This window comes from Burkholderia sp. MSMB0856 (assembly GCF_001524645.2).
GTDB lineage: Bacteria > Pseudomonadota > Gammaproteobacteria > Burkholderiales > Burkholderiaceae > Burkholderia > Burkholderia diffusa.
Genome location: NZ_CP013427.1, coordinates 71,794 through 97,408, shown reverse-complemented (window position 1 = coordinate 97,408; position 25,615 = coordinate 71,794). Strand labels below are relative to the sequence as shown.

Genomic DNA, 25,615 nt, shown 5'->3' with positions numbered 1-25,615 from the left:
GATTAAAGGACCTTTCACCCTGCGACAACTTAGCATTTACCCCTATGGTGCATCGCCGCACGAAAATGGGGCACCAGTCTCGCCGCGCGGCACCGGCACGAGGCCGCCGAAACGCCCTTCCCGGCCGGCCCGGATGGTGCTTCGCATCAACGCGCCGCGCCGGCCGCCGCGCTGCAATCAGGACGGCCTGAGCGTCTTGACCCGCGCGACCATCTCGCCGACGATCCCGCGCCTGAACGCAAGCACGCATGCGATGAAGATCAGCCCCGTGACGATCGTCGTCGATTCGCCGAGCGAGTGGAACCAGCCGATGCCGGTCGCCGACGCGAGCCATTCGCCGATGTCGCCGAGCCGGTCCTCCAGCGCGACGATCAGCGCCGCGCCGAGCAACGGCCCGAACAGCGTGCCCATCCCGCCGACGAGCGTCATCAGCACGACGAGACCCGACATCGTCCAGTACGCGTCGGACAGCGTCTCGAAACCGAGCACCAGCACCTTCAGCGAACCGGCCAGCCCCGCGAGCCCGGCCGACAGGATGAACGCGAGCAGCTTGAAGCGGTCGGTGTCGTAGCCGAGCGAGATCGCGCGCGCCTCGTTCTCCTTGATCGCAACGAGCACCTGGCCGAACGGCGAGTGCACGATCCGCACGATGAACGCGCACGCCGCGACGATCACCGCGAGCACGACGTAGTAGAGGGCGACGTCGTTCGACAGGTCGACGAGCCCGAACAGGTGCCCGCGCGGCACGCCCTGCAGGCCGTCCTCGCCGTGCGTGAACGGCGCCTGCAGGTAGATGAAGTAGACCATCTGCGCGAACGCGAGCGTGATCATCGCGAAGTAGATGCCCTGCCGGCGGATCGCGAACAGGCCGACCACGAGCCCCAGCAGCGTCGCGGCGAACGTGCCCACGAGCACACCGAGCTCGGGCGTGAAGCCGAGCGTCTGGATCGCATAACCGGTCGCATAGCCGGCGGTCGCGAGGAACATCGCGTGGCCGAACGACAGCAGCCCCGTATAGCCGATCAGCAGATTGAACGCGGCCGCGAACAACGCGAACGTGAGCACCTTCATCACGAACACCGGATACGCACCGATGAACGGCGCGGCGAGCAGTGCCGCGAGCAGCACGCCGTAGAGCACTTTTCTCTGCATCATTTTTCCTTGCCGAACAGGCCCGCCGGACGAATCAGCAGCACGATCGCCATGATCACGAACACGACCGTGGCCGACGCTTCCGGATAGAACACGCGCGTGAAGCCCTCGATCACGCCGAGCAGCAGCCCCGTGATGATCGAGCCGAGGATCGAGCCCATCCCGCCGATCACGACTACCGCGAACACGGTGATGATCATCGGCTGGCCCATCAGCGGCGACACCTGGATCACCGGCGCCGCGAGCACGCCCGCGAACGCCGCGAGCGCGACGCCGAAGCCGTAGGTGAGCGTGATCATCATCGGCACGTTCACCCCGAACGCCTCGACGAGCTTCGGGTTCTCGGTGCCGGCGCGCAGATAGGCGCCCAGGCGCGTCTTCTCGATCACGAACCAGGTCGCGAGACACACCGCGAGCGACGCGACGACCACCCACGCGCGGTAGTTCGGCAAGAACATGAAGCCGAGATTGGTCGCGCCGGACAGCTGCGACGGCACGTCGTACGGCTGGCCGGACGACCCGTAGAGCGAGCGGAACACGCCTTCGACGACGAGCGTGAGGCCGAACGTGAGCAGCAGCCCGTACAGGTGATCGAGCTTGTACAGCCAGCGCAGCATCGAACGCTCGATCAGGATCCCGAACGCACCGACGATCAGCGGCGCGAGCACGAGCATCGCCCAGTACGGCAACGCGAAGTACGACAGCCCCATCCACGCGAGCATCGCGCCCAGCATGAACAGCGCGCCGTGCGCGAAGTTGATCACGTTGAGCAGCCCGAAGATCACCGCGAGGCCGAGGCTCAGGATCGCGTAGAACGAGCCGTTGACGAGCCCGAGCAGCAACTGGCTCAGCATCGCCGGCAACGGAATGCCAAAGATTTCCATCGACTTAGCCGTCAGTATGAGTTTCGTTGCGTGCGCAACGTTCAAGCCGTCGCGCGCACGGGCGGCGCAGCGGGCACATCGCTGCGCCCGCCGCCGCGCGGCTCTACGTCGCGCTTACTTCCACAGCGCGCAGCGCGATTCCTGCTTGGTGCCGAATGCCTGATCGCCCGGAATCGTCGCGAGCACCTTGTAGTAGTCCCACGGCTCCTTCGATTCCGACGGCTTCTTCACTTCCATCAGGTACATGTCGTGAATCATGCTGCCGTCCTGGCGAATGAAGCCCTTCGCGTAGAAGTCGTTGATCTTCATCTTCTTCAGCTCGGCCATCACCTTGTCGGAGTCGGTCGTGCCGGCCGCCTGCACGGCCTTCAGATAGGTTGTCACCGACGAATAGTCGGCCGCCTGCAGGCTCGACGGCATCTTCTTCATCTTGCCGAAGTAGCGCTGCGCCCACTGGCGCGACGCCGCGTCGCGGTTCCAGTACCAGCTGTCGGTCAGCACCAGGCCCTGCGTCGTCTCGAGGCCAAGGCTGTGCACGTCGTTAATGAACATCAGCAGCCCGGCGAGCTTCATCGTCTTCGTGATGCCGAATTCCTTCGCGGCCTTGATCGAGTTGATCGTGTCGCCGCCCGCGTTCGCGAGGCCGAGGATCTGCGCCTTCGACGACTGCGCCTGCAGCAGGAACGACGAGAAATCCGACGCGGACAGCGGATGCCGCACCGCGCCGAGCACCTGGCCGCCGTTCGCCTTCACGACGTCCGACGTGTTCTTCTCGAGCGCCTTGCCGAACGCGTAGTCGGCGGTCAGGAAGAACCAGCTCTTGCCGCCCTGCTTCACCACCGCCGAGCCGGTGCCTTTCGCGAGCGCCATCGTGTCGTATGCATAGTGCACCGTGTACGGCGTGCACTCCTCGTTCGTCAGCGTGTCCGCGCCCGCACCGATGTTGATGTAGACCTTCTTCTTCTCCGCGGCGAGCTTGGCCATCGCCAGCGCCGTCCCCGAATTCGTGCCGCCGACGAGCAGGTCGAGCCCGCCGCGGTCCATCCACTCGCGCGCCTTCGACGCGGCGATGTCCGCCTTGTTCTGGTGATCGGCATAGACGACTTCGATCGGCTTGCCGAGCACCTTGCCGCCGAAATCGGCGACGGCCATGCGGATCGCCTCGAGGCCGCCCTGCCCGTCGATGTCCGCGTAAAGCCCCGACATGTCGGTGACGAAACCGATCTTCACGCTATCCGCGGCGTGTGCGGCGCCGGCGGTGAACGCTGCGGTCGCGACCGCGAGACACGCGTGTGCGAGGGTCTTCATTTTCATTGACGTCTCCTGTTCTTCTGATGCGTTGTGGTTGTTCGAAGGCCGCCACGGCTAGCGGCAAGGGAAACGGGGCGGCGTCACACCCCGAGCAGGTCGTGAAGGATCGGCATCTTGCCTTCCAGTTCGGATGAGCGGAAATGCTCGACGATGCGGCCATGTTCCATCACGTAGAAGCGGTCGGCGAGCGGCGCGGCGAAGCGGAAATTCTGTTCGACCATCACGACCGTATAGCCGCGCGCCTTCAGCGCGACGATCATTCTCGCGAGCGCCTGCACGATCACCGGCGCGAGGCCTTCGGAAATCTCGTCGAGCAGCAGCAGGTTCGCGCCGGTGCGCAGGATCCGCGCCACCGCGAGCATCTGCTGCTCGCCGCCGGACAGCCGCGTGCCCTGGCTCTGCCGGCGCGACGCGAGGTTCGGGAACATCGCGTAGATCTCGTCGAGCGACATCGCGTGCTCGCGCGGCCCGATCGGCGGCGGCAGCATCAGGTTCTCCTCGCACGACAGGCTCGAGAAGATTCCGCGCTCCTCCGGGCAATAGCCGACGCCGAAATGCGCGATGCGATGCGTCGCGAGGCCGATCGTCTCGTTGCCCGCGACCTTGATCGAGCCGCTGCGCCGGCCGGTGAGGCCCATGATCGCGCGCAGCGTCGTGGTGCGGCCCGCGCCGTTGCGGCCGAGCAGCGTGACGACCTCGCCGCGATGAACGCTCAGGTCGACACCGTGCAATATGTGGGATTCCCCGTACCAGGCCTCGAGACCCGTGATCTCCAGCGCGGGCGTGCCGCTTTCGACGCCGCTCAATTCGCGTTCCTCCCGTTCGCTGTGCTTCATGCGTGCGCCCCCGCGAGCGCCGCATCGGCGCTGCCCATGTAGGCCTCGATCACCAGCGGGTTCTTCGACACTTCCGCATACGACCCTTCGGCCAGCACCTCGCCGCGCTGCAGGACGGTGATCGTGTCGGAGATGCCCGCGATCACGTTCATGTTGTGCTCGACCATCAGGATCGTGCGGCCGCTCGCGACCTTCTTGATCAGCGCGGTCACGCGATCGACGTCCTCGTGACCCATCCCTTGCGTGGGCTCGTCGAGCAGCATCAGTTCGGGTTCCATCGCGAGCGTCGTCGCGATCTCGAGCGCGCGCTTGCGGCCGTACGCGAGCTCGACCGTCGGCACGTGCGCGAAATCGGTGAGGCCGACCTGCGTGAGCAGGTCCATCGCGCGATCGTCGAGGCGCCGCAACGTGCGCTCGCTGCGCCAGAAGTGGAATTCGGTGCCGAGCGCGCGCTGCAGGCCGATGCGCACGTTCTGCAATGCGGTCAGGTGCGGGAATACCGCCGAGATCTGGAAGGAACGGATGATGCCGCGACGTGCGACCTGGGCGGGCCGCTCGTCGGTGATGTCGATCCCGTTGAAGACGATCTGGCCGGCCGTCGGTGTCAGGAACTTGGTGAGCAGGTTGAAGCAGGTGGTCTTGCCCGCGCCGTTCGGTCCGATCAACGCATGGATCGCACCGCGGCGCACGCGCAGGTTGACGCCGTTCACGGCGGTGAAGCCCCTGAATTCCTTCGTCAGTCCGCGTGTTTCGAGAATCGTGTCGCCGAGAATCATGTTCCCTTCCGTACGAAGTCAGGCGAAGCACCGGGAAGATTCGCGCAAGCGACCGCGAACAGAACCGCGGATCAGCGGGCTGCCCCCGGGGCGCCGTATTACGCCTCGAGGGTGGTCTCCCGCGCCGACGCGTATGCACACTGCGCAACATTGTCGCGCCGTTGGTGCAGTGCAATCATCGGGATTTGCACTTATAGGGCTGGCCGCCATATAGGACGCGGCTGAGCGCGGATTTCGACGCGTTTTTTTTGACACGCGCATCATCGACGGTCGCTCGGTCGCACGACGCGTGCCTGCGCGAACGCGGGCACGTTACGCTGCGCGTCATGTCGTCGCGCAACAAGAAGACTGCGAGCAATGCGCGGCGTGCGTGTCGTCGATCCGTTGCGATCCGCACGCGCCAGCTTGTTTCGCATAGCGAATCAGCGGGCACCCGGATGACGGCCCGCTGTCGCGCGTGTCAGCGTGGCGTCATGCTGCCGTCACCGCCGCTTCCGTTCGCACCTGTGTCGCGTCGTGCGCAGCACGTCGATCGGCGCGGATCATGTCGCTCGCGCGCTCGGCGATCATCAGCGTCGGCGAATTCGTGTTGCCCGACGTGATGAACGGCATCACCGATGCATCGACGATCCGCAGCCCCGCGATGCCGCGCACGCGCAGCCGGCTGTCGACGACGGCGCGCGCATCGTCCGCACGCCCCATCCGGCACGTACCGACCGGATGGAAGATCGTCGTGCCGACCGCACCCGCCGCTTCGATCAGTTCGGCTTCGGTCTGGTACCGCGTGCCCGGCAGGATCTCCTCGGGGCGGTAGCGCGCGAGCGCCGGCGCGGACGCGATCCGGCGCGTGAGGCGCAGCGCATTCGCCGCGACATGACGATCGTGGTCGGTCGACAGATAGTTCGGTGCGATCGACGGCGCCGCGCCCGCATCGGGGCTCGCGATATGCACGCTGCCGCGCGAGCTCGGCCGCAGATGGCAGACGGACGCCGTGAAGGCGTTGAAGCCGTGCAGCGGCTCGCCGAAACGCTCCAGCGACAGCGGTTGCACGTGGTATTCGAGATCGGGGCGCGTGAGCGCGGGATCGTCCGGATCGGACTTCGCGAACGCGCCGAGCTGCGACGGCGCCATCGACATCGGCCCGCGCTGCAGCAGCGCATATTCGGCGCCGATCATCAGCTTGCCCCACCAGTGCGCGGACAGCGTGTTCAGCGTGCGTACGCCTTCGACGCGAAATGCCATCCGCAACTGCAGGTGATCCTGCAGGTTCTCGCCGACACCCGGCAGATCCTGCACGACGTCGATGCCGAGCGCCTGCAGCCGCGCGCCCGCGCCGATGCCCGACAGTTCGAGCAACTGCGGCGAATTCACCGCGCCGGCGGTGAGCAGCACTTCGGCGCGTGCACGCGCGACGTAGTCGGTGCCGCCGCCGCGATACTCGACGCCGACCGCACGCCGCCCGTCGAAGATCACGCGCTGCGCTTGCGCGCCGGTGATCACGGTGAGGTTCGGGCGGGTCATCGCGGGCCGCAGGAACGCCTTCGACGTATTCCAGCGCACGCCGCGCTTCTGGTTCACTTCGAAATAGCCGACCCCGGTGTTGTCGCCGCGGTTGAAATCGTCGGTCGCCGGGATGCCCGTCTGCTGCGCGGCCTGCGCGAACGATTCGAGGATCTCCCAGCGCAGCCGCTGCTTCTCGACGCGCCAGTAGCCGCCCGCGCCGTGCGCCTCGCTCGCGCCCGCGTGGTGGTCCTCGCTGCGCTTGAAGATGGGCAGCACGCTGTCCCACGACCAGCCGGCGTCGCCGGTTTCCTGCGCCCAGCCGTCGTAATCCTCGCGCTGGCCGCGCATGTAGATCATCCCGTTGATCGACGAGCAGCCGCCGAGCACGCGGCCGCGCGGATACGACAGCGCGCGGCCGTTGAGCGCCGCCTCGGGCTGCGTCTTGTACAGCCAGTCGGTGCGCGGATTGCCGATGCAATACAAATAGCCGACCGGGATGTGGATCCAGTGATAGTCGTCCTTGCCGCCGGCTTCGAGCAGCAGCACGCGGATCTCGGGATCCTCGGTCAGGCGGTTCGCGAGCACGCAGCCCGCGGTGCCCGCGCCGACGATCACGTAATCGAATTCGCCCTCGAGCGTGCGTTGAGTACTCACGAGTGTCTCCATGGATTGTTGTGTATCGCGCATGCGATTCCGCGCGTCGTTTTCAGCATAGTGCGTCGCGGGCGATGCGGTCGATGAAGCGTACTCCGGCCGCCCGCCGCCGATCCAATGAGTTATGCTGAACCGCGTTATAAGCTGCGCTCATATCACGACGATGGATCTCACCCTGCTCCGTGCGTTCGCGACGGTCGCCCGCGAAGGCAACCTGACGCGCGCCGCCGTGCAGTTGCACCTGACGCAGCCGGCCGTCAGCCTGCAGATCAAGCATCTGCAGGAAACGCTCGGCGTCACGCTGTTCACGCGCACGTCGCGCGGGCTTGCGCTCACGCGCGACGGCCAGACGCTGCTGCCGCACGCGGAGCGCGCGCTGGCCGCGGCCGCGGACGTGCAGCGCGCCGCTGCTGCGCTGCGCCACGAGGTGCGCGGCCGGCTGCGGATCGGCACGATCCTCGATCCCGGCTTCCTGCGGCTCGGCGGCTTCCTGCGCGCGCTGGTCGAAACCCATCCGCAGATAGAAACCGCGTTGCGGCACGGGATGTCCGGCTGGGTGCTCGAACAGGTGCGCGCGCAGGCGCTCGACGTCGGCTATTACATCGGCCGACCCGGCGAGGACGATCCGCGCGACGACGCGCTGTTCCACACGGTCACGCTCACGCACTTCCAGTACCGCGTGCTCGCGCCGGCCGGCTGGAAGGAGCGCGTGCAGCGCGCGCACGACTGGCGCGCGCTCGCCGCGCTGCCGTGGATCTGGACGCCGCCGGCGTCCGCCCATCACCGGCTGCTGTCACGGCTGTTCGCGGCGGCCGGCGCGCAGCCGGTGAAGGTCGCCGAGGTCGACCAGGAGCAATCGATGCTCGATCTCGTGAAATCGGGGATCGGGTTGACGCTCGCGCGCGACTCGATCGCGTTGGCCGAAGCGCACGCCCATGCGCTGACGATCGTCGAACGCGTGACGGTGCCGACCGAACTGACTTTCGTGACGCTCGCCGAGCGGCGCGCCGAACCGGCGATCGCGGCCGCCCTGCGGCTGATCGAGACCCAATGGGCGATATGAGCGCCGCTGATGCTGGTGCGGCCGATCGGGCACCGGGCACCGGACTTCAGCGTCCGACGCGCATCAGGTGCCCGATCGGCGCCTGCAAGTGACGGGTGTTATCGCGAACGGGCGCGAATCGCCGGCTCCGCGGCGCGTCGCCGCGTCCCGCCTTCCCGTCACGCCACCATCGCAGGCTTTTTGCTAGATTGTGCCTTCGCACACCGCGAGACCCCTGATTGAAGGAGACCCGCATGGCCCGCAACATCGAGATCAAAGCCCGCGCCCGTGAATTCGACCGGCTGCGCGAACAGGCGGCCAAGCTCGCCGCCGAAGCACCACTCTTCTACCGCCAGCAGGATTTCTTCTACGACGTGCCGCGCGGCCGGCTGAAGCTGCGCCGCTTCGAGGACGGCACGCCGGCCGAACTGATCTTCTATCAGCGCGACGACCGTGACGGCCCGAAGGCGTCGTACTACACGCGCAGCCCGGTGACGAACCCGGACGCGATGCACTCGCTGCTCGCGACCGCGCTCACCACGCGCGGAATCGTGACGAAGGAACGGCACGTCTACCTCGTCGGCCGCACGCGGATCCACCTCGATCGCGTCGACGGCCTCGGCGACTTCATCGAACTGGAAGTGGTGCTCGGCCCCGACGACGACGAAGCCGGCGGCGAAGCCGAGGCCCATGACGTGTTCGCGAAGCTCGGCGTGGCGCAGGAGGATCTCGTCGCGGTCGCGTACGTCGACCTGCTGAACGCCGACGCACGATCCGAAGCGGCCTGATCCGGCCCTGTCCGCGGCGGCGCCTCGCGCCCCGCCGTCGGCCCCGCCGCAGCGTCAGGCGGCGCCGGGCGCCAGGTGCGCGAGCGGCAGCGCGCCGTTGCGCTTGAAGGTCGTCAGCACGATGTTCGAGCGCACGCTGTCGACGCCTGGCACGCGCATCAGCTTCTTCATCACGAACTGCGACAGCGCGTTGAGATCCGGCGCGACGATCCGCAGCAGATAGTCGGCGTCGCCGACCACCGCATGACATTCGAGCACTTCGGGCAGCACGTCGATCTGTTGCTGGAACTGCTCGATGATCGAATCGCCGTGGTGCTTGAGCTTCAGGCTCGTGAACGCCGTGACGCCGAGCCCGAGCTTTTCGGGGCGCAGCATCACGCGGTAGCCTTCGATCACGCCGGCCGCTTCCAGCCGCTGCAGCCGCCGGCCGATCTGCGACGGCGACAGCGGCACCTCCTCGCCGAGCTGCTGGTGCGTCGCGCGGCCGAAGCGCTGCAGCACGTCCAGAAGCGCGAGATCGAAGTGATCGAGTTCCAGCATGAGCATTCTCCGCATTGATTCCCATTTTGATGCGCGATTATCGCATCAATAAGCGAATCAACGCCATATTTGCGCCCATTCCGCATGTCGCCCGCTCTACACTTGCATGGTTCCCAACCACAGCGTGCAGAGCCTCACCATGTCCACCGTCGTCACCGCGAAACTGCAGGAGCAGTTCGACGCGGGCCTCGAAACCCGCGCCGATTTCACCATCGACCAGCCGCTCGAACGCTACGGCCAGGTCGACCACGCGGTGTGGCGGCAGCTCTATGCGCGCCAGTCGGCGCTGCTGCGCGGACGCGCCTGCGACGCGTTCGTCGCGGGGCTCGGGAAGATCGACTTGCCGGCCGATCGCGTGCCGTCGTTCGCCGACGTGAATCGCCAGCTGAAACCGGCCACCGGCTGGGAAATCGTCGCCGTGCCGGGCCTCGTGCCCGATCGCGTGTTCTTCGAGCACCTCGCGAACCGGCGGTTTCCGGTCACCTGGTGGATGCGGCGCCCCGATCAGCTCGACTACCTGCAGGAACCCGACTGCTTCCACGACCTGTTCGGCCACGTGCCGCTCCTGATCGAGCCGGTGTTCGCCGACTACATGCAGGCATACGGCCGCACCGCGCTCGCGGTGGCGGACGACGAAGCGGCGCTCGCGCGGCTGGCGCGCCTCTATTGGTATACGGTGGAGTTCGGGCTGATCCGCGACCCGAACGGCACGAACGGGCTGTCGATTTACGGCGCCGGGATCGTGTCGAGCAAGGGCGAGAGCCTGTACAGCATTGAAAGCGCGGCGCCGAACCGGCTCGGTTTCGACCTCGAGCGCGTGATGCGCACGCGCTACCGGATCGACACGTTCCAGAAGACCTACTTCGTGATCGACGATTTCGCGCAATTGTTCGCGCTGGCCGACGTCGACGGCCGTGCGCTGGCCGACCGGCTGGCCGCGCTGCCCGAATTCCCGGCCGGCGCGGTGGTCGACGGCGATCTCGTGCTGCATCGCGGCACGGGCGAAGGCTGGCCGGACGACGCCGACGCGTAAGTCCGCGGGCCATGTCGGCGTGATTCGCGCGCCGGCGCCCGCCCCCTCCCAATGTCCGTCTCCGGATGGCCGTCCCGCAACTATGAAACAATGACCGGTACCGGCTTTGCCGCGTGGCCCTTGCCCGCGTGCGGGCGCCGTTACCGAACGAGGTGCAACATGATCCACAAGCTCACATCAGAAGAACGCAAGACCCGGCTCGAAGGCCTGCCGCACTGGACGGCCGTGCCGGGCCGCGACGCGATCCAGCGCAGCCTGCGCTTCGCCGATTTCAACGAGGCCTTCGGCTTCATGACGCGTGTCGCGATCAAGGCGCAGGAAATGAACCACCATCCGGAATGGTTCAACGTGTACAACCGCGTCGACGTGACGCTGTCGACCCACGACGCGGACGGCCTGACCGAACGCGACATCGCGCTCGCGACGTTCATCGACCAGGTGTGCGCCCACACGGAACCGGCCGCCTGAGACGTTCCTCTACCGCCGCGCGTCTTTCGACGCGCGGCGCGTCAACTTTTCATTTCGATGAACGTTTTCTAGGATGTACTCAGCGAAAGCCTTCAGCTTTCCAAGCCATCCTTAAGGCGCACGTAAGTCTCGTACGCTTTCCGCGCCTTGGGGTCTAAACCTTCCAGTTGCAGCGCGCCTTCGCGCTGTACAATCAGCAGCGCATACGGCTTGGAGAGCGCGCTGGCCTCTTCGCAGAGTTTGAGTTCGTCGCCGCTCGACGGCGAGCGGGCGCGCCAGAAATTGATCGCGGCTTCGAGGTCGTGAATCGAAATATCGGACATGATTGGATTTAATCGTTCGCTGGCCGCCATGCTTGATTGTCAGGCGATGCGGCGCCCCTGTGGAAACGGCGTCGTGCTGTCCGCGTGCCTGAACCGCCAACCCATTGTACTTGAGCGAACTTCATGCGACTCCTTCTGATCGAAGACGACCGCCCCATCGCACGCGGTATCCAGAGCAGCCTCGAGCAGGCTGGCTTCACCGTCGACATGGTGCATGACGGCATCTTTGCCGAACAGGCGCTGGCACAAAACCGCCACGAACTCGTGATCCTCGACCTCGGCCTGCCGGGCATCGACGGAATGACGCTGCTCACACGCTTTCGCCAGACCAATCGCCACACGCCGGTCATCGTGCTGACCGCGCGCGACGAATTGAACGACCGGATTCAGGGCCTGAACTCCGGCGCCGACGATTACATGCTCAAGCCGTTCGAGCCGGCCGAGCTCGAAGCGCGCATCCGCGCGGTGATGCGCCGCAGCGGCCCGCACAGCGACATGCCGCGTCCGGAAGTGTCGCTCGGCGGTGTCCGCCTGTCGGGCGTCGATCGTCGCATCTTCAACGACGACAAGCCGCTGGAACTGTCGCCGCGCGAATTCGCGGTGCTCGAAATGCTGCTGCTGCGTCACGGCCGCGTGGTCAGCAAGGCCCAGCTGCAGGATCACCTCACGCATTTCGGCGGCGATCTCGGCGACACCGCGATCGAAGTCTACGTGCACCGGGTGCGCAAGAAACTCGAGCAGTGCCGTGTCGAAATCGTCACGGTGCGCGGCTTCGGCTACCTGCTGCAGGAAATCCGCCAGACCGCGAGCGTCTGAGCGGCGCCGCACGCCGGCCGGCCGCGTGCCGCCGGCAAGCCGCCCTGCCCGCGTCGCCGTCCGACGCACGTCCGCGCCGCTCCCCGTGAGCGGCGCTTATCCATTTGCCCGTCGAAATGTCTTCTGATCCGGCTGTCACCACCAGCCTGCGCCGCTCGCTGCTTCGACGCCTCGCCGCGCCGCTGTCGATGCTCGCGCTGATGAGCGGCCTGATTGCCTACTGGCTCGCGTGGCAATACACGCAACACGTGATCGACCGCTCGCTCGCCGATCTCGCCACCGCCATCTCCAAACAGATCCAGATCGCCGGGCCGGACGCGCCGTTCACGGTGCCACCGCTCGCGCAGGCGATGTTCTCCGATCCGGCGGAGGCGCTGATCTACCGGATCAGCGACGGCGAACAGGAACTCGCCGGCGACCCGAAGCTGCCGCTGCGCGGCATCAACGTGCGCCGCATGCATCACGCGTACGTGTTCGAGGCCGAGTACGACAATCGCGCGGTGCGCGTCGCGCAGGTGCGCGTCGACGATGTCGAAGGCGGCAAGCCGATGGTGGTCGAGGTCGCGCAGCCGGTGCGGCACCGCTACCGGATCGCGGCCGAATTCCTCGTCGCGATCATGATGCCGCTGCTGCTGTTGCTGCTCGCGGGCTGGGGCATCGTGTGGCGGGTCGTGAACCAGCAGCTCGGCCCGCTCACGCATCTCGCCGATTCGCTGAACCGGCAGACCCATACGTCGCTGGAGCCGGTCGACGAGACCGACGTGCCGCTCGAGATCCGGCCGCTGACGAGCGCAATGAACGCGCTGCTCGGCCGCCTGAAGACCGCGCTCGACGCGCAGCGCAAGTTCATCGCGGACGCCGCGCACCAGTTGCGCACGCCGCTCACGGCCGTGAAGTTGCATGCCGAGCAGGCCGCCGTCGCGCGCGACCCGCAGCAGACCTACGCCGCGGTGCGCGAACTGCGCGCGGCCGCCGACCGCGCGGTGCGGCTGTCGAATCAGCTGCTGTCGCTCGCGCGTGCGGAGCCGGGCGAACAGGCCGCGCGTTTCGTCGACGTCGACCTGGCCGCGATGGCGTTCGAGACGGGCGCCGAGTGGGTGCCGCGTGCGCTCGCATCGCATGTCGACCTCGGCTTCCAGCGCAGCGACGATCCCGGCGAAGACGAGACGCTGAACGTGCGCGGCAACCCCGTGCTGCTGCGCGAAGTGATCGCGAACCTGCTCGACAATGCGCTGAAATACGTGCCGCTCGCACGGCCGGCCGGCGCGCGGATCACGGTGAACGTCGCGCGCGGCGCGCTCGAGGACGGCCAGCCGGCCGCCGAGATCGTCGTCGAGGACAACGGCCCGGGCGTGCCGGCCGGCCAGCAGGCCGACCTGTTCAAGCGCTTCTTCCGCGGCGATGCGCAGAGCGGCAACGGCGTCGAGACGGGCGCCGGGCTCGGGCTCGCGATCGTGCACGACATCATCGCGATGCACGGCGGCACGGTATCGTACGAGGATGCAGCGGAAGGCGGTTCGCGTTTCGTGGTGCGGGTGCCGCTCGCCAAGCGCACCGCGAAGCCGGCGAGCGAGACGCCGGCCGCCGCGCCGACGCACTGAGGCGCGCGCGCCAGCCAGTATCGGGCGGGACGGACGGCCGCGCGGCGGCCATCCGGTGAAGGTGAAGCAGCCGCGCACGATGCGCGGCCGCGCCGGTCATTTCTTCTTTTTCTTGTCCTTCGCGCCGGACTCCGACTTCCGGTCCTTCTTCTTTTTCTTCTTGCCGTCGTCGTCGGGCGTGGCGAGCAGCGTGCCGCGACACGCGGCCGCGCCGCAATGGCACGCGTATTCGCGCTTGAGCTTCTTCGTCAGCTTCTCGTCGATCACGAGGCCATAGTCGTAGAACAGCTCTTCTTCCGGCCCGATATCGCGCAGCGCGTGGATGAACACGCGTCCCTTGATCTCCTCGGCCTCGCAGTTCGGCGCGCACGAATGGTTGATCCAGCGCGCGCTGTTGCCGTCGATCTTGCCGTCGATCACGCCGCCCTCTTCCAGTGCGAAGTAGAACGTATGATTCGGCTCGTTCGGGTCGTGCGGATGGCGGCGCAGCGCTTCCTTCCACGAAATTCGCTCGCCCTTGTATTCCACTACGCGTTCGCCGGCCTTGATCGGCTCCACCGCGAACACGCCCTTGCCGTGTACTCCCGAGCGGCGCACCGCGATCCTGCGTGAACTCATCGAACGAATCCTTTGAAGACGACTTGAATGGAAGACGGCCGCGTTTGCGTCCTGCGCGGCCCTGCGTCGCGCGAAACGAAAACGCGGCACCGGTCGGTGCCGCGTCGGGGCATGCGGCGAATCACCCGCATCCTACACGTTCACGATTGCTTCGTTCAACATCGCGCGCAATATCGCACGCATGACGCTCAGCGCTGGCCGAATGCGATGTCGCCGAACAACGTCTTGTGCTCGCGCGGCTGCGAGCGCCAGTACTGCGGCGGCGCCGAAACCTGCGCGCCGAGCTCGGCGGCCGCATGCCACGGCCAGCGCGGGTCGTACAGCATCGCGCGCGCCATCGCGACGAAATCGGCGTCGCCGGACTCGATCAACCGGTTCGCATGCGCGGGCTCGTTGATGAGGCCGACGGCGATCGTCGGCATCCCGACCGCGCGCTTCACCGCCTGCGCGAACGGCACCTGGTAACCGGGCGACAGCGGAATCTTCTGCAGCGGCGACACGCCGCCGGACGACACGTCGATCCAGTCGCAGCCGCGTTGCTTCAGTTCGTGCGCGAACGCGATCGTATCCTCGAGCTCCCAGCCGCCCTCGACCCAGTCGGTCGCCGACACGCGCACGCCGACCGGCCGGTCCGCCGGGAACGCCGCGCGCACGATCTCGAAGATCTCGAGCGGAAAGCGCATCCGGTTTTCTCGCGAGCCGCCGTATTCGTCGGTGCGCTGGTTCGAAAGCGGCGACAGGAACTGATGCAGCAGATAGCCGTGCGCCGCGTGCACCTCGATCGCATCGATGCCGAGGCGCGCCGCACGCTTCGCGGCCGCAGCGAACGCATCGCGGATCCGGTTCAGGCCGGCCGCGTCGAGCGCGAGCGGCGGCGTCTCGCCGTCCTTGTGCGGTGACGCCGACGGCGCATGCGGCAGCCAGCCGCCATCGGCGACGGACACGAGCTGGCCGCCCTTCCACGGCACCTCGCTCGACGCCTTGCGCCCCGCATGCGAAAGCTGCATCGCGACCCGGACCGGCGAATGCTTGCGGATCGCCGCCAGCACGGGCTCGAGCGCCGCTTCGGTCACGTCGTCCCACAGGCCGAGGTCGCCGGCCGTGATGCGCCCGTCGGGTTCGACGGCGGTCGCTTCGATGCAGAGCAAGCCCGCGCCGGACAGCGCGAGATGGCCGAGGTGAATCATGTGCCAGTCGGTCGCCTCGCCGCGCTCGGCCGAGTACTGGCACATCGGGGAGATCACGATCCGGTTCGGAAGGGTCACGCCGCGCAGCGTGAACGGAGAAAACAGCGCAGTCATGGATGCCGCTCGCCAGGAAAGGGAAAGAGCGGACCAGCGTAGCATGCGGGATCTAAGCCTGCTGGCAGCCGGTTCGGCAGTAAGCGGATGGTCAGGCAGGGCCGGCGTGCAGCCGGCAACGAGGCAGCGTGCACGCGGCGTACGGCGGTGCACCGGCCGGCAATGCCCGCCCGCGGGCCGGTCACGCGCGATGCCGCTCGCCCGGGATCAAAGCCCGACGCTGTCGAGCCACTCGCCGAACATGCGTCGCGCGGCCGTCTCCAGCACAGGACCGTGCTGAACGGTGTCGGCGCGCAACTGGCGCGCGTCGATGCCGGGCGTCGACGCGATTTCGCCGGCGTTGCCGATCAGCCAGGGTTCGAAACGGTCGGTGCGGATTTCAGGATGACATTGCAGCGCCAGCACGTGCTGCCCCCACGCGAACGCCTGGTGGCGACACGCCGGTGTCGAGGCGAGATGGATCGCGCCGCCCGGCAGGTCGAACGTATCGCCATGCCAGTGCAGCATCGAGGTCGCCGCGCCGTCGAGGTGGCGCAACGGCGACGCGCGGCCCGCGTCGGTGAGCGTCAGCGGCGCCCAGCCGAGTTCCTTCTGCGCAGCCGGATAGACGCGCGCACCGAGCGCGCGGGCGATGAACTGCGCGCCGAGGCAGATGCCGAGGATCGGCAGTCCGGCGTCGATGCGCTGGCGCACGAGTGCCGCAAGCGGCGCGATCGACGGATACTGCGCGTCCTCGTACACGCTGAGTGGCCCGCCGAGCATCACGAGCAGCGCCGGCTTGAGCGCGTCGAGCGCCTCGACGCGCGACGATCCGACGTCGACGTAGCGCACCCGCCGCCCGCGCTCTCCGAGCACCTGCTCGAAGCTGCCGAGGTCCTCGAAATGCACGTGGCGGATCGCGACCACTTCTGCGTTCATCATCGGCCTCCCGGTCGATCGACGGACGTCAGCCGGCGAACACCTTCCAGGTCTTCTTTTGCGTCGCCGCGTCGGCTTCTTCGTGCACCGAACAATCGAGACGCAGATCGCTGTCGGCCATCGACAGATCGAGCGCCGCGCAGTGATGCACGGTCTTCTTCGACTGCTTGCCCGGCTGGAAATGCGCGCACGTCAGACACATGCGCTGCGGCGGCGTCGCACCGGCCACCTGCAGTTCGCGCAGCGTCTTCAGCAGCGCACGGTACAGCGTGCCCTGCTCGTCCGCGCCGAGCTTGCCGACCGCTTTCGTCAGGAATTCAGGCCATTGCAGCGCCTTCTTCGCCGCGGTACGGCCGCGGGCCGACAGGCGCACGGCGAGCGCACGGCCGTCGTCCAGTGCGCGACGCTTCTCGACGAGACCCTTCGTCTCGAGCGTGCTGACCGCATCGCTGGTGGTCGCAGCCGTGAGCTGCGTCTCGCGTGCGATCTCGCCGAGCCGCATCGGGCCCTTGCGTTGCAGCAGCAGCACGAGGATCTCGCCCTGCGTCGGCGTGAGGCCTGCGCCTTCCGCCCAATCCCATGCCTGGCTTCGCATGGCCGTACTCAACCGCAGCAAGCTGTGGGTCACACGTCCCGAAGCCTGATTCCCGTAAACGCCTTCGCTCATAGTCTTTTCGCTTTGCCGCCGCCCGGATCGCCGAGCAGCCGTAGTGTGGAGATCGAATGTCATCTCAAAACAGACGCTCGTTGAAGAGCGTCGACACGGCCGTCGCGAGGCACACGCGGCGGTCGCGTTCGCGGCGACCGGTGAGACACGGGTCGTTCCGGTGTCCGCAAAGCCGACATTCTAAGCGAGAGCGGAAAATCGCACAGCTAAGTTATCCCCTGCATTCTGTGGAAAATCGCTGGATAACCGGATTTTTTCGTTGTGCCGGCAATCTCTGCCGACCCCACAACCGAACGCGCAAACATTTTCCTGTTCGAATCGGCCATCGTGCCGACAGCATCGATCCACCGGGTTATCCATACCGCAGAGCGTTGACTTTGAAGCGGAATATCGGGTTATCCACAGATTTTCAGGACGACTGGCGACGCGCTGTGCACGAATCGGCGCCGAACGGCGTTCAGCGAATCGCCGCGCGGTCGAGCCTGTAATCTGCAAAACATTTTTTCATTCACGCCAGCGCAGGCACTGCTGACGGACCGTCTCGTTCAGCGATTTTTCCTGTTTGAAAACGGTTCTCAACCACGATGCGTCATTCACGCGCGCCTTCGCGAGCGCGCCGATCTCGTCGAGCGCCGCGCGCGAGCCGAGCGCGGCCGCATGCGGCGCGACCCGGTCGAGCGTGTCGAGGATGTCTTCCGCGATCGTGCGGCGCTCACCTGTCTGAGGATTGACGCAGGTGCCCTCGAGCCCGAAGCGGCACGCTTCGAAACGGTTGAATGTGTAGACGAGATAGTCGTCCTCCGACAGCTTCAGCGGCCGGTCGGTCAGCAGGTAGCGCGCGAGCGTCTGGATGTAGCAAGCAATCGCGGCCGCGCGATCGACCGACAGCGGCGTGTCCATCACGCGCACTTCGATCGTCCCGTAACCGGGCTTCGGCCGGATGTCCCAGTAAAAGTCCTTCATCGAGTTGACGACGCCCGTGTTGACCATCTTCATGAAGTACTCCTCGAAGCTGTCCCAGGTCAGCACGAACGGCGCGCGGCCCGACAGCGGGAACGCGAACACCGAATTCAGGCGTGCCGAATGGAAGCCGGTGTCGACGTTCTGCACGAACGGCGACGACGCGGACAGCGCGATGAAGTGCGGAATGAAGCGCGACATCGAGTGCAGCAGGAACAGCGCGCTGTCCGGATCGGGACAGCCGATGTGCACGTGCTGGCCGAACACGGTGAACTGCTTCGCGAGATAGCCGTACAGCTCGGAGATGTACTGGAAGCGCGGCGCGTCGTAGATCTGCCGGTCGCTCCACTGCTGGAACGCGTGCGTGCCGCCGCCGGCGAGCCCGACGTTGAGCTGGTCGGCCGCCTTCACGAGCACGTCGCGGATCGCGTGCAGCTCGCTGACCGCCTGCTCGTGCGAATGACAGATGCCGGTCGACAGCTCGATCATGCTCTCGGTGATTTCGGGCGTGATGTTGCCGGGGAAGGTCTCGCCCTGGATGAGGCGCATCAGGTCGGATGCCGCCTTGGTCAGGTCGTAGTTGTGCGTGTTGACGACCTGGATCTCCAGTTCGACGCCGAACGTGAACGGTTCGGAATTGACGAAAGTTTCGAGTGCCATGGCAGGTTCCGGAAATCAGTTGCCGTCGCTGCGTTCGCTGACCGCCGACAGGCAGCGGTAGACGACGAACGGGCTGACGAGCTGCAGGATCACGATCGTGCACATCACGATCGCGCGCAGGTGCGGGTCGAAATTCGGATAGAGCTGGTAGGTGTCGTCGACGAGCAGGTACGACAGCGCGGACATCGGCGTGAGCGCGATACCGAGCGCGATGCCCTGCTTCATCCCGATGCCGCTCGGCTTCGCGAACGCGACGACGCCGGCCAGCTTCGCCACGAGCCGCGTGACGATCAGCGCGATCGCGAGCAGCCCGCCGAGCGCAATGTCGCCCCACGTGAACGACGTGAGCGTCAGCACGAACAGCACCACCGTCAGCAGCCAGCCGGCCGTGCCGAAATGCTCGGGCCACAGCTGCGGCCGCGCTTCGAGGTTCTTCACGATGATGCCGGCGAGCAGCAGCGTGAGCAGCGTCGACAGCTTCAACGCCTGCGCCACCGCGATCGCGAGCATCACGAGGCCGAACAGCGCGACGAACGAATGCTCGTCGCGCATCGTCGAGGTCATGTGGCGGAACAGGTAATTGCACGCGCGCGCGACCAGGTACGCGACGATGAACGAACCGGCGATCAGGTAGACGGGCTGCAGGATCGTCGCGAAAACGTTCCCGTACGCCTCCTGGTGGAGCCAGCTCGTGACGAGCTTGGTCAGCACGATCGCGTACACGCTGTTCAGCGCGGTCAGCGTGATGAGGCGCTGCGACACCTGCCCTTCCGCGCGCAGTTCGGTCTTGAGCTGGATCACCATCGACGGCGACGTCGCGATCGCGATCGCCGACAGCACGAGCGCGACCATGCCCGACACGCCGAGCGCGAGCATCACGAACAGCACGAGCACGAACGTCAGCGTCGCCTCGGCAAGGCTCGACGCAATGAGCCACGGATTGCGGCGAATCCATTTCAGGTCGAGACGGCTGCCGAGCTCGAACAGCAGCAGGCCGAGCGCGACGTCGATCAGCAGCCGCGAGGTTTCGTCGGTGCTCGCGTCGATCACGCCGAATCCGAACGAACCGGCGACGAGACCGATCACCGCATAGCCGGTGATGCGCGGCAACCGCCATGCGCGGTAGCACAGCTCGCCGCACAGACCGGCCGCGAACAACGCGAGCCCGGCCCAGAACACGGCATCCGGCGCGAGCGGCCAGTTGGGCAGGAATGAGAACGCCGACTTCATCGTGGTGACTTCTCCTTTGGAAGCAATCGCCAGCGGCGCGGGGTCAAGCGTCAGAAATGAGATGCGCGCCGGCTGGGTATCGCCCCGAATGTGATTGTTGTGGTCGACGACGGCGGGACATGGGATCCGCCTTTTTCCGCCGTCCGGCGGAACTGTCGTTCAGGCTGCCGATCTGGATTGTCGGCCTGGTGTGTGAACGGACTGCGCAGTCTCGAAGATTCAGATTCGAAATCGTGCCGACCGTTCCATTGAAGCATGTCCGGCGCCTGGCCGAACGAACGCGAAGGAAACCGATTGTGCCACAGCTTTTTCGCTCCGGAACCGATCGAATCGACTCGCGGCCCTGTGAGGCGCCACAGGTCTTTGGTTTCAATGGTTTACTTGTATATATACGTAGTAGAAGTTAACAAGACGCGCACAGTTCTGTGGATAACTTCGGTTTACGCAACAAGATCAAGGTGTTGGCGCAGCGATAACCCGTTGCACAGGCTGTTTGCTCACAGCGGTTTGAGTTGAGCAACTTTCGGGCCGTTCGACGACTGTGCCGAGTTGCCCAGTTTACGTCCACTGTGATTGCACATGAACCGCGCGTGGATTCCGCGCGGTTATCCACAGCATCGAGTGGATAACCTTGCGCGAAAAAATCGAAGGACTGTGAGATTTCGGCTGACGAGATCAGCCGATCTGGCGGCCGCGCAGCGCACGGATCAGGAATCGGGCGGGGTCGACGGCATCGGCGAGTTCGCGCTCGAGCGGCAGCGGCTCGCCTTCGAGTTGCGACGCGATCAGTTCGGCGCCGAGCGCCGCCCACACCAGGCCGCGGGAGCCGTAGCCGAATGCGCCGTAGAGCCCAGCGGTGCGCGGCAGGTCGCGCGCCTTCGCACCGCTCAGCGCGCGTGCGTTCGCGACGGTCTGCGCTTCGTCGGCAAGCGGGCCGATCACCGGCACACGGTCGGCGACGACCCAGCGAAACGCGACGCGCCCGCGCAGCGTCCCGACGTCCGGCAGCTCGCCGATCAGGCTGGGCAGCAGATGCCGCACGCGCTCGATATTTTCGATATGTCCGGCGGGGCGCATCGCAGGATCGAGGTCATCGGGTTCGAACGTTGCGCCGATCAGCAGCGTGCCGTCGTCGAGCGGTACCGCATAGCCGTCGCCGATCGCCGGGCACGGCAGCGGCGCCGTGCTGCCGGGCGGCAGCAGCGTCAACTGGCCGCGCACCGGCTGCAGCGCGACATGCCGCAGGCCGGCGAGACGCACGGCATCGCCCGCGTTCGCGAGCACGACGACCGGCGCTTCGGCGAGCGTCGCACCGGCCGCATCGACGGCGCGCCACGTGTCGCCATCGCGCTCGAGTCGAGCAACCTCGGTGCCGGCCAGCAATTTCACGCGCTCGCCGGCCGCCGCGACTTGCGCGGCGCAGAGCGCTGCCGGCCATACGGCACCGCCGTGCGGAAACAGCAGGCCGCCATGTGCGACCGGCAGGTTCAGATGCGCGCGTGCGGCGTTGGTGTCGAGCAGCGACACGTAGTCGGACGGTGCGCCGAGCGCGTCGAACGCCTCGCGCATCCGCACGAAATCGTCGGCCGATTCCGCGAGATGAATCATTCCGCGGGTGCTGCGCGCGAACGCATGGCCGGCCTGCTCGAGCGCGCGCCAGCGTGCGAGCGCATGCAGGAAACCGCTGCGCGTGAGGCGGCTCGCGACGTTGTCGTCGCGCGTCATCAGTGGATGAAATACACCGGCCGGATTGCCCGATGCATCGCTCGCGATCCGCGCGTGCCGCTCGATCAGCGTGACGTTCCAGCCGCGTGCCGCAAGCCGTTCGACGACCGCGCAGCCGGCCAGGCCCGCGCCGATCACGATCGCATCGCGCGCGGCAACCGGCAATGCGCGCGGCGGTTCGTGCCGGCGCATCCGCCAGCGCGGTGCATATTCGCCCGCGAGCATCGCGAACTTGCCGGCCAACCCGGCGATCTTGCGATACGTGAAACCCGCGTCGAAGAGCGCTTGTTTCACCACGCCCGCGCTCGAATACGTCGCAAAGGTCGCATTGTCGGCGGCGACGCGTGCGAGTGCGCGAAACACATCGGCCGACCAGAGCTCCGGGTTTTTCGCGGGCGCGAAGCCGTCAAGATAGAACGCATCGGCGCGTGCGACCAGTTTCGGCAGCATCTCGCGCGCGTCGCCCAGCGCGAGCGTGAGCACGACGCGGCCGGCGTCGAATTCGAGGCGATGAAAACCTGGAACGAGCATCGGCCACGCATCGGCGAGCATCCCCGCTTCTGTCGATATGGTTGTGTTCGCAACTATCTTTGACAGTGCGTGGCGCAGATCATCGCGCGAAAACGGATGCTTCTCGAACGACACGAAATGCAGCCGCTCGCAGCGTGCGGGATCGTCGCGCCAGGCGGCCCAGGTCGCGAGGAAGTTGGCGCCCACGCCGAACCCCGTCTCGACGATGGTGAACGTGCGGCGGCCTTGCCAGCGCGCGGGCAGCGCGTTGCCCGCGATGAACACGTGGCTCGCCTGCGCGAGCGCGCCCGCGACGTTGTGATAGATGTCGCCGTACGCGGGCGAGACGAGGGTGCCGTCGTCGCGAAACGCGAGCGTGGCGGGAACGAGTCGATCGGGCATGCGAAACAAAAAACGTGGCAGCCAAGCCTGGCAAGGGATTGCGCGGAGGCGTCCGGCGGGCCGTTGGCAAAAACCAACGGCGTTGCGCGACGGCGGACCCGGCTGCGTATCCTGTCCGGTTGGCGCAGGTCAAAAAACGGGCAATCGACGATTCATTCGGCGAAATACCGATGAAAATCTTTGAAACCCTTGTCGTTATTGGGTTTGCGCTGCGCTATCATAGCAACGCCGTACCGCGGGGTGGCCGCCGGCAAGCCGGACGGCACGTCGCGCGGGCCAGGATTCGGCGCTGTGCCGTCGGAGTCTGACTCTCGACGGCACGGTTCGCGCACGTATAATCGGCGCGTTCGCGCTGTTCGTGTCAAACCTAACCTGAAAAAGGAACCTTAATGAACAAACAGGAACTGATCGACGCCGTCGCCGCCCAAACGGGCGCCAGCAAGGCTCAAACCGGCGAAACGCTGGACACGCTGCTCGAAGTCATCAAGAAGGCCGTGTCGAAGGGTGATGCGGTTCAGCTGATCGGCTTCGGCAGCTTCGGTTCGGGCAAGCGCGCAGCACGTACGGGCCGCAACCCGAAGACGGGCGAAACCATCAAGATCCCGGCAGCCAAGACGGTCAAGTTCACGGCTGGCAAGGCGTTCAAGGACGCCGTCAACAAGCGTTAATTCAGCGCCTGTTCCAGGAAAAAAACCCGCCTTCCGGCGGGTTTTTTGTTGGGCGCGCGCGGCATTTTCGCCACAGTTCGCGTCACTCTTGCAAGATTTAACGGTTACTGTTCGCAGCCGTTTTTCCCGAGTTTTACCGTGTATTACGCGTGCACGATCTGCGTGTCGCCCGGGTCTTCGTCGTCATGCGAATCGACATCCCACACCGGAAACGGATCGTCGAACGTGGCCCATTGCGGCGCGCCGAGCGCGAATTCCGCATCGGTGAGCAGGCATGTGTCGAGTTTCGCGCGCCATGCGTCGGCATCGAGCCCGATGCCGATCAGCACGAGTTCCTGACGGCGATCGCCAACCGAGCGGTCGTCGAGGTCGCCCTGCCACTCCGTGCGAATTTCGGCGAGCAACTCGTCGTCGTCCGGCCATTCCGCGCGATCCTGCGCGGCCCACCAGAGACCTGCCGGGCCATGCCGGCACACGCCGCCCGCCTGCGACAGCGAACCCGCGATGTCGTTGCGCGTCGCGAGCCAGAAGAAGCCCTTGCTGCGCAGCACGCCCGGCCATTCCTGATGCAGCAGCGCCCAGAGTCGCGCCGGATGAAACGGCCGGCGCGCGCGGTAAACAAAATTGCCGATGCCGAATTCGTCGGCCTCGCCATGCACGTGCGCGTGATGCGGATCGTGGCACTCCGGATCGTCGCAATGCGTGTGATCGTGATCGAGCGACGCGAGCCAGCCCGGCGCGTTCGCGGCTTCGTCGAAATCGAAGCGGCCGGTGTTCAGCACTTCGCCGAGCGCCACGTCGCCGAACGTCGACACGACCTGGTGCGCGCGCGGGTTGAGCCGCGCAAGGATGTGCTGCAGGCGCGCGAGTTCGTTCGCGCCGACGAGGTCGGCCTTGTTGATCACCAGCACGTCGCAGAATTCGATCTGCTCGATCAGCAGCTCGACGAGCGTGCGATCGTCTTCGTCCGATGCGGCGATCCCGCGCGTCGCGAGCGCGTCGTCGGAACCGTAGTCGCGCAGGAAATTGTAGGCGTCGACCACGGTGACGAGCGTGTCGAGACGCGCGACGCTCGACAGCGACGCGCCGTCGTCGTCGACGAACGTGAAGGTTTCGGCGATCGGCATCGGCTCCGCGATGCCGGTCGATTCGATCACGATCGCATCGAAGCGGCCGTCCGCCGCGAGATTGCGGATCTCGACGAGCAGGTCGTCGCGCAGCGTGCAGCAGATGCAGCCGTTCGACATCTCGACGAGACGTTCCTCGACGTGCGACAGCGCCTGCGCATCGCGTACGAGCGACGCGTCGATGTTGACCGCCGCGAGATCGTTGACGATCACGGCGACTTTCAGGCCCGCGCGGTTCGCGAGGATGTGATTGAGCAGCGTGGTCTTGCCGGCGCCGAGGAAACCGGACAGCACGGTGACGGGCAACGGCTGGTTCATTGCCGGATTCATAACGATTTGCACCAACGGAAAAGAGGGAAAAGCGGCCGCGGCGCCCTGGCGGGGCGCGATCGGCCCGGGCCGGTCGAAATCGCGGCGTGAGATGCGCATTGTGCATCAAACGCGCGCCGGCCGAGCGGCACGGCGTCAGCCGGCGCTGCGGCGCGGCGTCACTGCTCGGGCGGCAGCAGCTTCCACTGCGCCAGGATTCCCGCGATCTGCCGTGCGTACTTGTCGCGCAGCGACGGCGTTTCGGAATGATAGGCGCCGACGGCCTGCCATGTGTTGCCGTAGCGATTCATCTTCTGGCGCAGGTGCCACGCGGCGATGTAGACGCTCTTGCACGGCTGCATCAGCGTGTCGCGGCCGATGCCGTAGCGCGACAGCGTCGGCAGGTGGATCGAATTGATCTGCATCAGGCCGTAGTCGACCGAGCCGTTCGTGTTCTTGTTCAGCGCGTCGGGCCGGTTGCGCGACTCCTGCCACGCGATCGCGCGCAGGATCAGCGGATTGACCTTCTGGTAGCGGGCGGCTTCGTCGAAACAATCCGCGCGAGCGTTTCCGCAGGCGAACCACGCGCCGGCGGCGATCAACGCGATCGAAGCGAACCGTCTGTTCATGTTGCGGAAACGAAAAGGAAATGACGCAAGGATCGGGAAAACCCGTGTCTGTTATTCGTACGACTGGAAACGCGCCGCCCGTATCATACAGACAGTCCGTCGCGTGACGACAAGCGAAAGGCGGCAGCCCGTTTATACCGCATTTTCGTGTCGATTCATCGCAA

24 protein-coding genes are annotated in these 25,615 nt (G+C 66.3%); 7 read left to right on the top strand and 17 right to left on the bottom strand.

The genetic code is table 11. The features are described from left to right. Positions 1–177: 177 nt before the first annotated feature. The 6 genes from WS87_RS01455 to WS87_RS01430 form a co-directional block, all read right to left on the bottom strand. Entirely contained in the window at positions 178–1,152 is a 975-nt protein-coding gene (locus tag WS87_RS01455; protein WP_059699721.1) for a branched-chain amino acid ABC transporter permease, read from the bottom strand. Beyond that, positions 1,152–2,036 carry a branched-chain amino acid ABC transporter permease gene (locus tag WS87_RS01450; protein WP_059814543.1) on the bottom strand — a complete coding sequence of 295 codons (885 nt, stop codon included), beginning with the start codon at positions 2,034–2,036 and terminating at the stop codon, positions 1,152–1,154. Before WS87_RS01450 ends, WS87_RS01455 begins: the two co-directional genes overlap by 1 nt. A gap of 114 nt (positions 2,037–2,150) precedes the next feature. Beyond that, on the bottom strand, positions 2,151–3,350 hold the full coding sequence (locus WS87_RS01445; protein WP_059814550.1) for an ABC transporter substrate-binding protein: 1,200 nt from the start codon (positions 3,348–3,350) through the stop codon (positions 2,151–2,153). A 77-nt stretch (positions 3,351–3,427) separates the two neighbouring features. Then, positions 3,428–4,183 carry an ABC transporter ATP-binding protein gene (locus WS87_RS01440; protein ID WP_059465973.1) on the bottom strand — a complete coding sequence of 252 codons (756 nt, stop codon included), beginning with the start codon at positions 4,181–4,183 and terminating at the stop codon, positions 3,428–3,430. Next, the gene (locus WS87_RS01435; RefSeq protein ID WP_040142748.1) at positions 4,180–4,959 is read right to left on the bottom strand and encodes an ABC transporter ATP-binding protein; all 780 of its coding nucleotides are present in this window, start codon (positions 4,957–4,959) and stop codon (positions 4,180–4,182) included. The genes WS87_RS01440 and WS87_RS01435 overlap by 4 nt, the downstream gene beginning before the upstream one ends. A gap of 471 nt (positions 4,960–5,430) precedes the next feature. Then, positions 5,431–7,116, bottom strand: a complete 1,686-nt coding sequence (locus tag WS87_RS01430; RefSeq protein ID WP_059814669.1) for a GMC family oxidoreductase — start codon at positions 7,114–7,116, stop codon at positions 5,431–5,433. Positions 7,117–7,279: 163 nt separating this feature from the next. Between WS87_RS01430 and WS87_RS01425 the strand changes: the two genes are divergently transcribed. Next, positions 7,280–8,179 carry a LysR family transcriptional regulator gene (locus tag WS87_RS01425; protein WP_059814553.1) on the top strand — a complete coding sequence of 300 codons (900 nt, stop codon included), beginning with the start codon at positions 7,280–7,282 and terminating at the stop codon, positions 8,177–8,179. Between the two features lie 233 nt (positions 8,180–8,412). Beyond that, positions 8,413–8,946 carry a class IV adenylate cyclase gene (locus WS87_RS01420; RefSeq protein WP_059531241.1) on the top strand — a complete coding sequence of 178 codons (534 nt, stop codon included), beginning with the start codon at positions 8,413–8,415 and terminating at the stop codon, positions 8,944–8,946. Between the two features lie 54 nt (positions 8,947–9,000). On the opposite strand, the gene WS87_RS01415 is transcribed toward WS87_RS01420, so the two are convergent. Further along, entirely contained in the window at positions 9,001–9,486 is a 486-nt protein-coding gene (locus tag WS87_RS01415; protein WP_006408082.1) for an Lrp/AsnC family transcriptional regulator, read from the bottom strand. A 106-nt stretch (positions 9,487–9,592) separates the two neighbouring features. Between WS87_RS01415 and phhA the strand changes: the two genes are divergently transcribed. Together phhA and WS87_RS01405 are read left to right on the top strand one after the other, a co-directional pair. Next, positions 9,593–10,519: a phenylalanine 4-monooxygenase gene (gene phhA / locus WS87_RS01410; RefSeq protein WP_082750521.1), complete on the top strand. Its 927-nt coding sequence runs from the start codon at positions 9,593–9,595 to the stop codon at positions 10,517–10,519. Positions 10,520–10,678: 159 nt separating this feature from the next. After that, positions 10,679–10,987, top strand: a complete 309-nt coding sequence (locus WS87_RS01405) for a 4a-hydroxytetrahydrobiopterin dehydratase (RefSeq protein ID WP_059531247.1) — start codon at positions 10,679–10,681, stop codon at positions 10,985–10,987. 92 nt (positions 10,988–11,079) lie between these two features. Here WS87_RS01405 and WS87_RS01400 read toward each other — a convergent pair whose 3' ends face one another. Beyond that, positions 11,080–11,310 (bottom strand): DUF3717 domain-containing protein, encoded by a 231-nt coding sequence (locus WS87_RS01400; RefSeq protein ID WP_006756491.1) that lies wholly within the window; start codon positions 11,308–11,310, stop codon positions 11,080–11,082. A gap of 123 nt (positions 11,311–11,433) precedes the next feature. On the opposite strand from WS87_RS01400, the gene WS87_RS01395 reads away from it, so the two are divergent. Both WS87_RS01395 and WS87_RS01390 read left to right on the top strand, forming a co-directional pair. Beyond that, on the top strand, positions 11,434–12,126 hold the full coding sequence (locus WS87_RS01395) for a response regulator (protein WP_006401494.1): 693 nt from the start codon (positions 11,434–11,436) through the stop codon (positions 12,124–12,126). 116 nt (positions 12,127–12,242) lie between these two features. Further along, positions 12,243–13,727, top strand: coding sequence for a sensor histidine kinase (locus tag WS87_RS01390; RefSeq protein ID WP_059531258.1), 1,485 nt, complete (start codon positions 12,243–12,245; stop codon positions 13,725–13,727). A 96-nt stretch (positions 13,728–13,823) separates the two neighbouring features. Here WS87_RS01390 and WS87_RS01385 read toward each other — a convergent pair whose 3' ends face one another. The 7 genes from WS87_RS01385 to mnmC form a co-directional block, all read right to left on the bottom strand. Then, positions 13,824–14,345: an SET domain-containing protein gene (locus WS87_RS01385; RefSeq protein WP_059531261.1), complete on the bottom strand. Its 522-nt coding sequence runs from the start codon at positions 14,343–14,345 to the stop codon at positions 13,824–13,826. A 188-nt stretch (positions 14,346–14,533) separates the two neighbouring features. Next, positions 14,534–15,646 (bottom strand): NADH:flavin oxidoreductase/NADH oxidase, encoded by a 1,113-nt coding sequence (locus WS87_RS01380; protein ID WP_059814556.1) that lies wholly within the window; start codon positions 15,644–15,646, stop codon positions 14,534–14,536. Between the two features lie 207 nt (positions 15,647–15,853). Beyond that, entirely contained in the window at positions 15,854–16,564 is a 711-nt protein-coding gene (locus WS87_RS01375) for a glutamine amidotransferase (RefSeq protein WP_059814675.1), read from the bottom strand. 28 nt (positions 16,565–16,592) lie between these two features. Next, positions 16,593–17,231: a MarR family winged helix-turn-helix transcriptional regulator gene (locus tag WS87_RS01370; protein WP_059531266.1), complete on the bottom strand. Its 639-nt coding sequence runs from the start codon at positions 17,229–17,231 to the stop codon at positions 16,593–16,595. A 504-nt stretch (positions 17,232–17,735) separates the two neighbouring features. Further along, positions 17,736–18,851, bottom strand: coding sequence for a YbdK family carboxylate-amine ligase (locus WS87_RS01365; protein WP_059814558.1), 1,116 nt, complete (start codon positions 18,849–18,851; stop codon positions 17,736–17,738). A 15-nt stretch (positions 18,852–18,866) separates the two neighbouring features. Then, the gene (locus WS87_RS01360) at positions 18,867–20,081 is read right to left on the bottom strand and encodes a cation:proton antiporter (RefSeq protein WP_059531269.1); all 1,215 of its coding nucleotides are present in this window, start codon (positions 20,079–20,081) and stop codon (positions 18,867–18,869) included. A 675-nt stretch (positions 20,082–20,756) separates the two neighbouring features. Continuing rightward, positions 20,757–22,718 carry a bifunctional tRNA (5-methylaminomethyl-2-thiouridine)(34)-methyltransferase MnmD/FAD-dependent 5-carboxymethylaminomethyl-2-thiouridine(34) oxidoreductase MnmC gene (mnmC, locus tag WS87_RS01345; RefSeq protein WP_059814559.1) on the bottom strand — a complete coding sequence of 654 codons (1,962 nt, stop codon included), beginning with the start codon at positions 22,716–22,718 and terminating at the stop codon, positions 20,757–20,759. A 389-nt stretch (positions 22,719–23,107) separates the two neighbouring features. On the opposite strand from mnmC, the gene WS87_RS01340 reads away from it, so the two are divergent. Further along, positions 23,108–23,386 (top strand): HU family DNA-binding protein, encoded by a 279-nt coding sequence (locus WS87_RS01340; RefSeq protein ID WP_006401505.1) that lies wholly within the window; start codon positions 23,108–23,110, stop codon positions 23,384–23,386. A 143-nt stretch (positions 23,387–23,529) separates the two neighbouring features. On the opposite strand, the gene WS87_RS01335 is transcribed toward WS87_RS01340, so the two are convergent. After that, positions 23,530–24,843 (bottom strand): GTP-binding protein, encoded by a 1,314-nt coding sequence (locus WS87_RS01335; protein ID WP_059814561.1) that lies wholly within the window; start codon positions 24,841–24,843, stop codon positions 23,530–23,532. Between the two features lie 158 nt (positions 24,844–25,001). Beyond that, complete coding sequence (locus WS87_RS01330) at positions 25,002–25,451, bottom strand: lytic transglycosylase domain-containing protein (RefSeq protein WP_059691488.1); 450 nt, start codon at positions 25,449–25,451, stop codon at positions 25,002–25,004. Between the last annotated feature and the right edge of the window lie 164 nt (positions 25,452–25,615).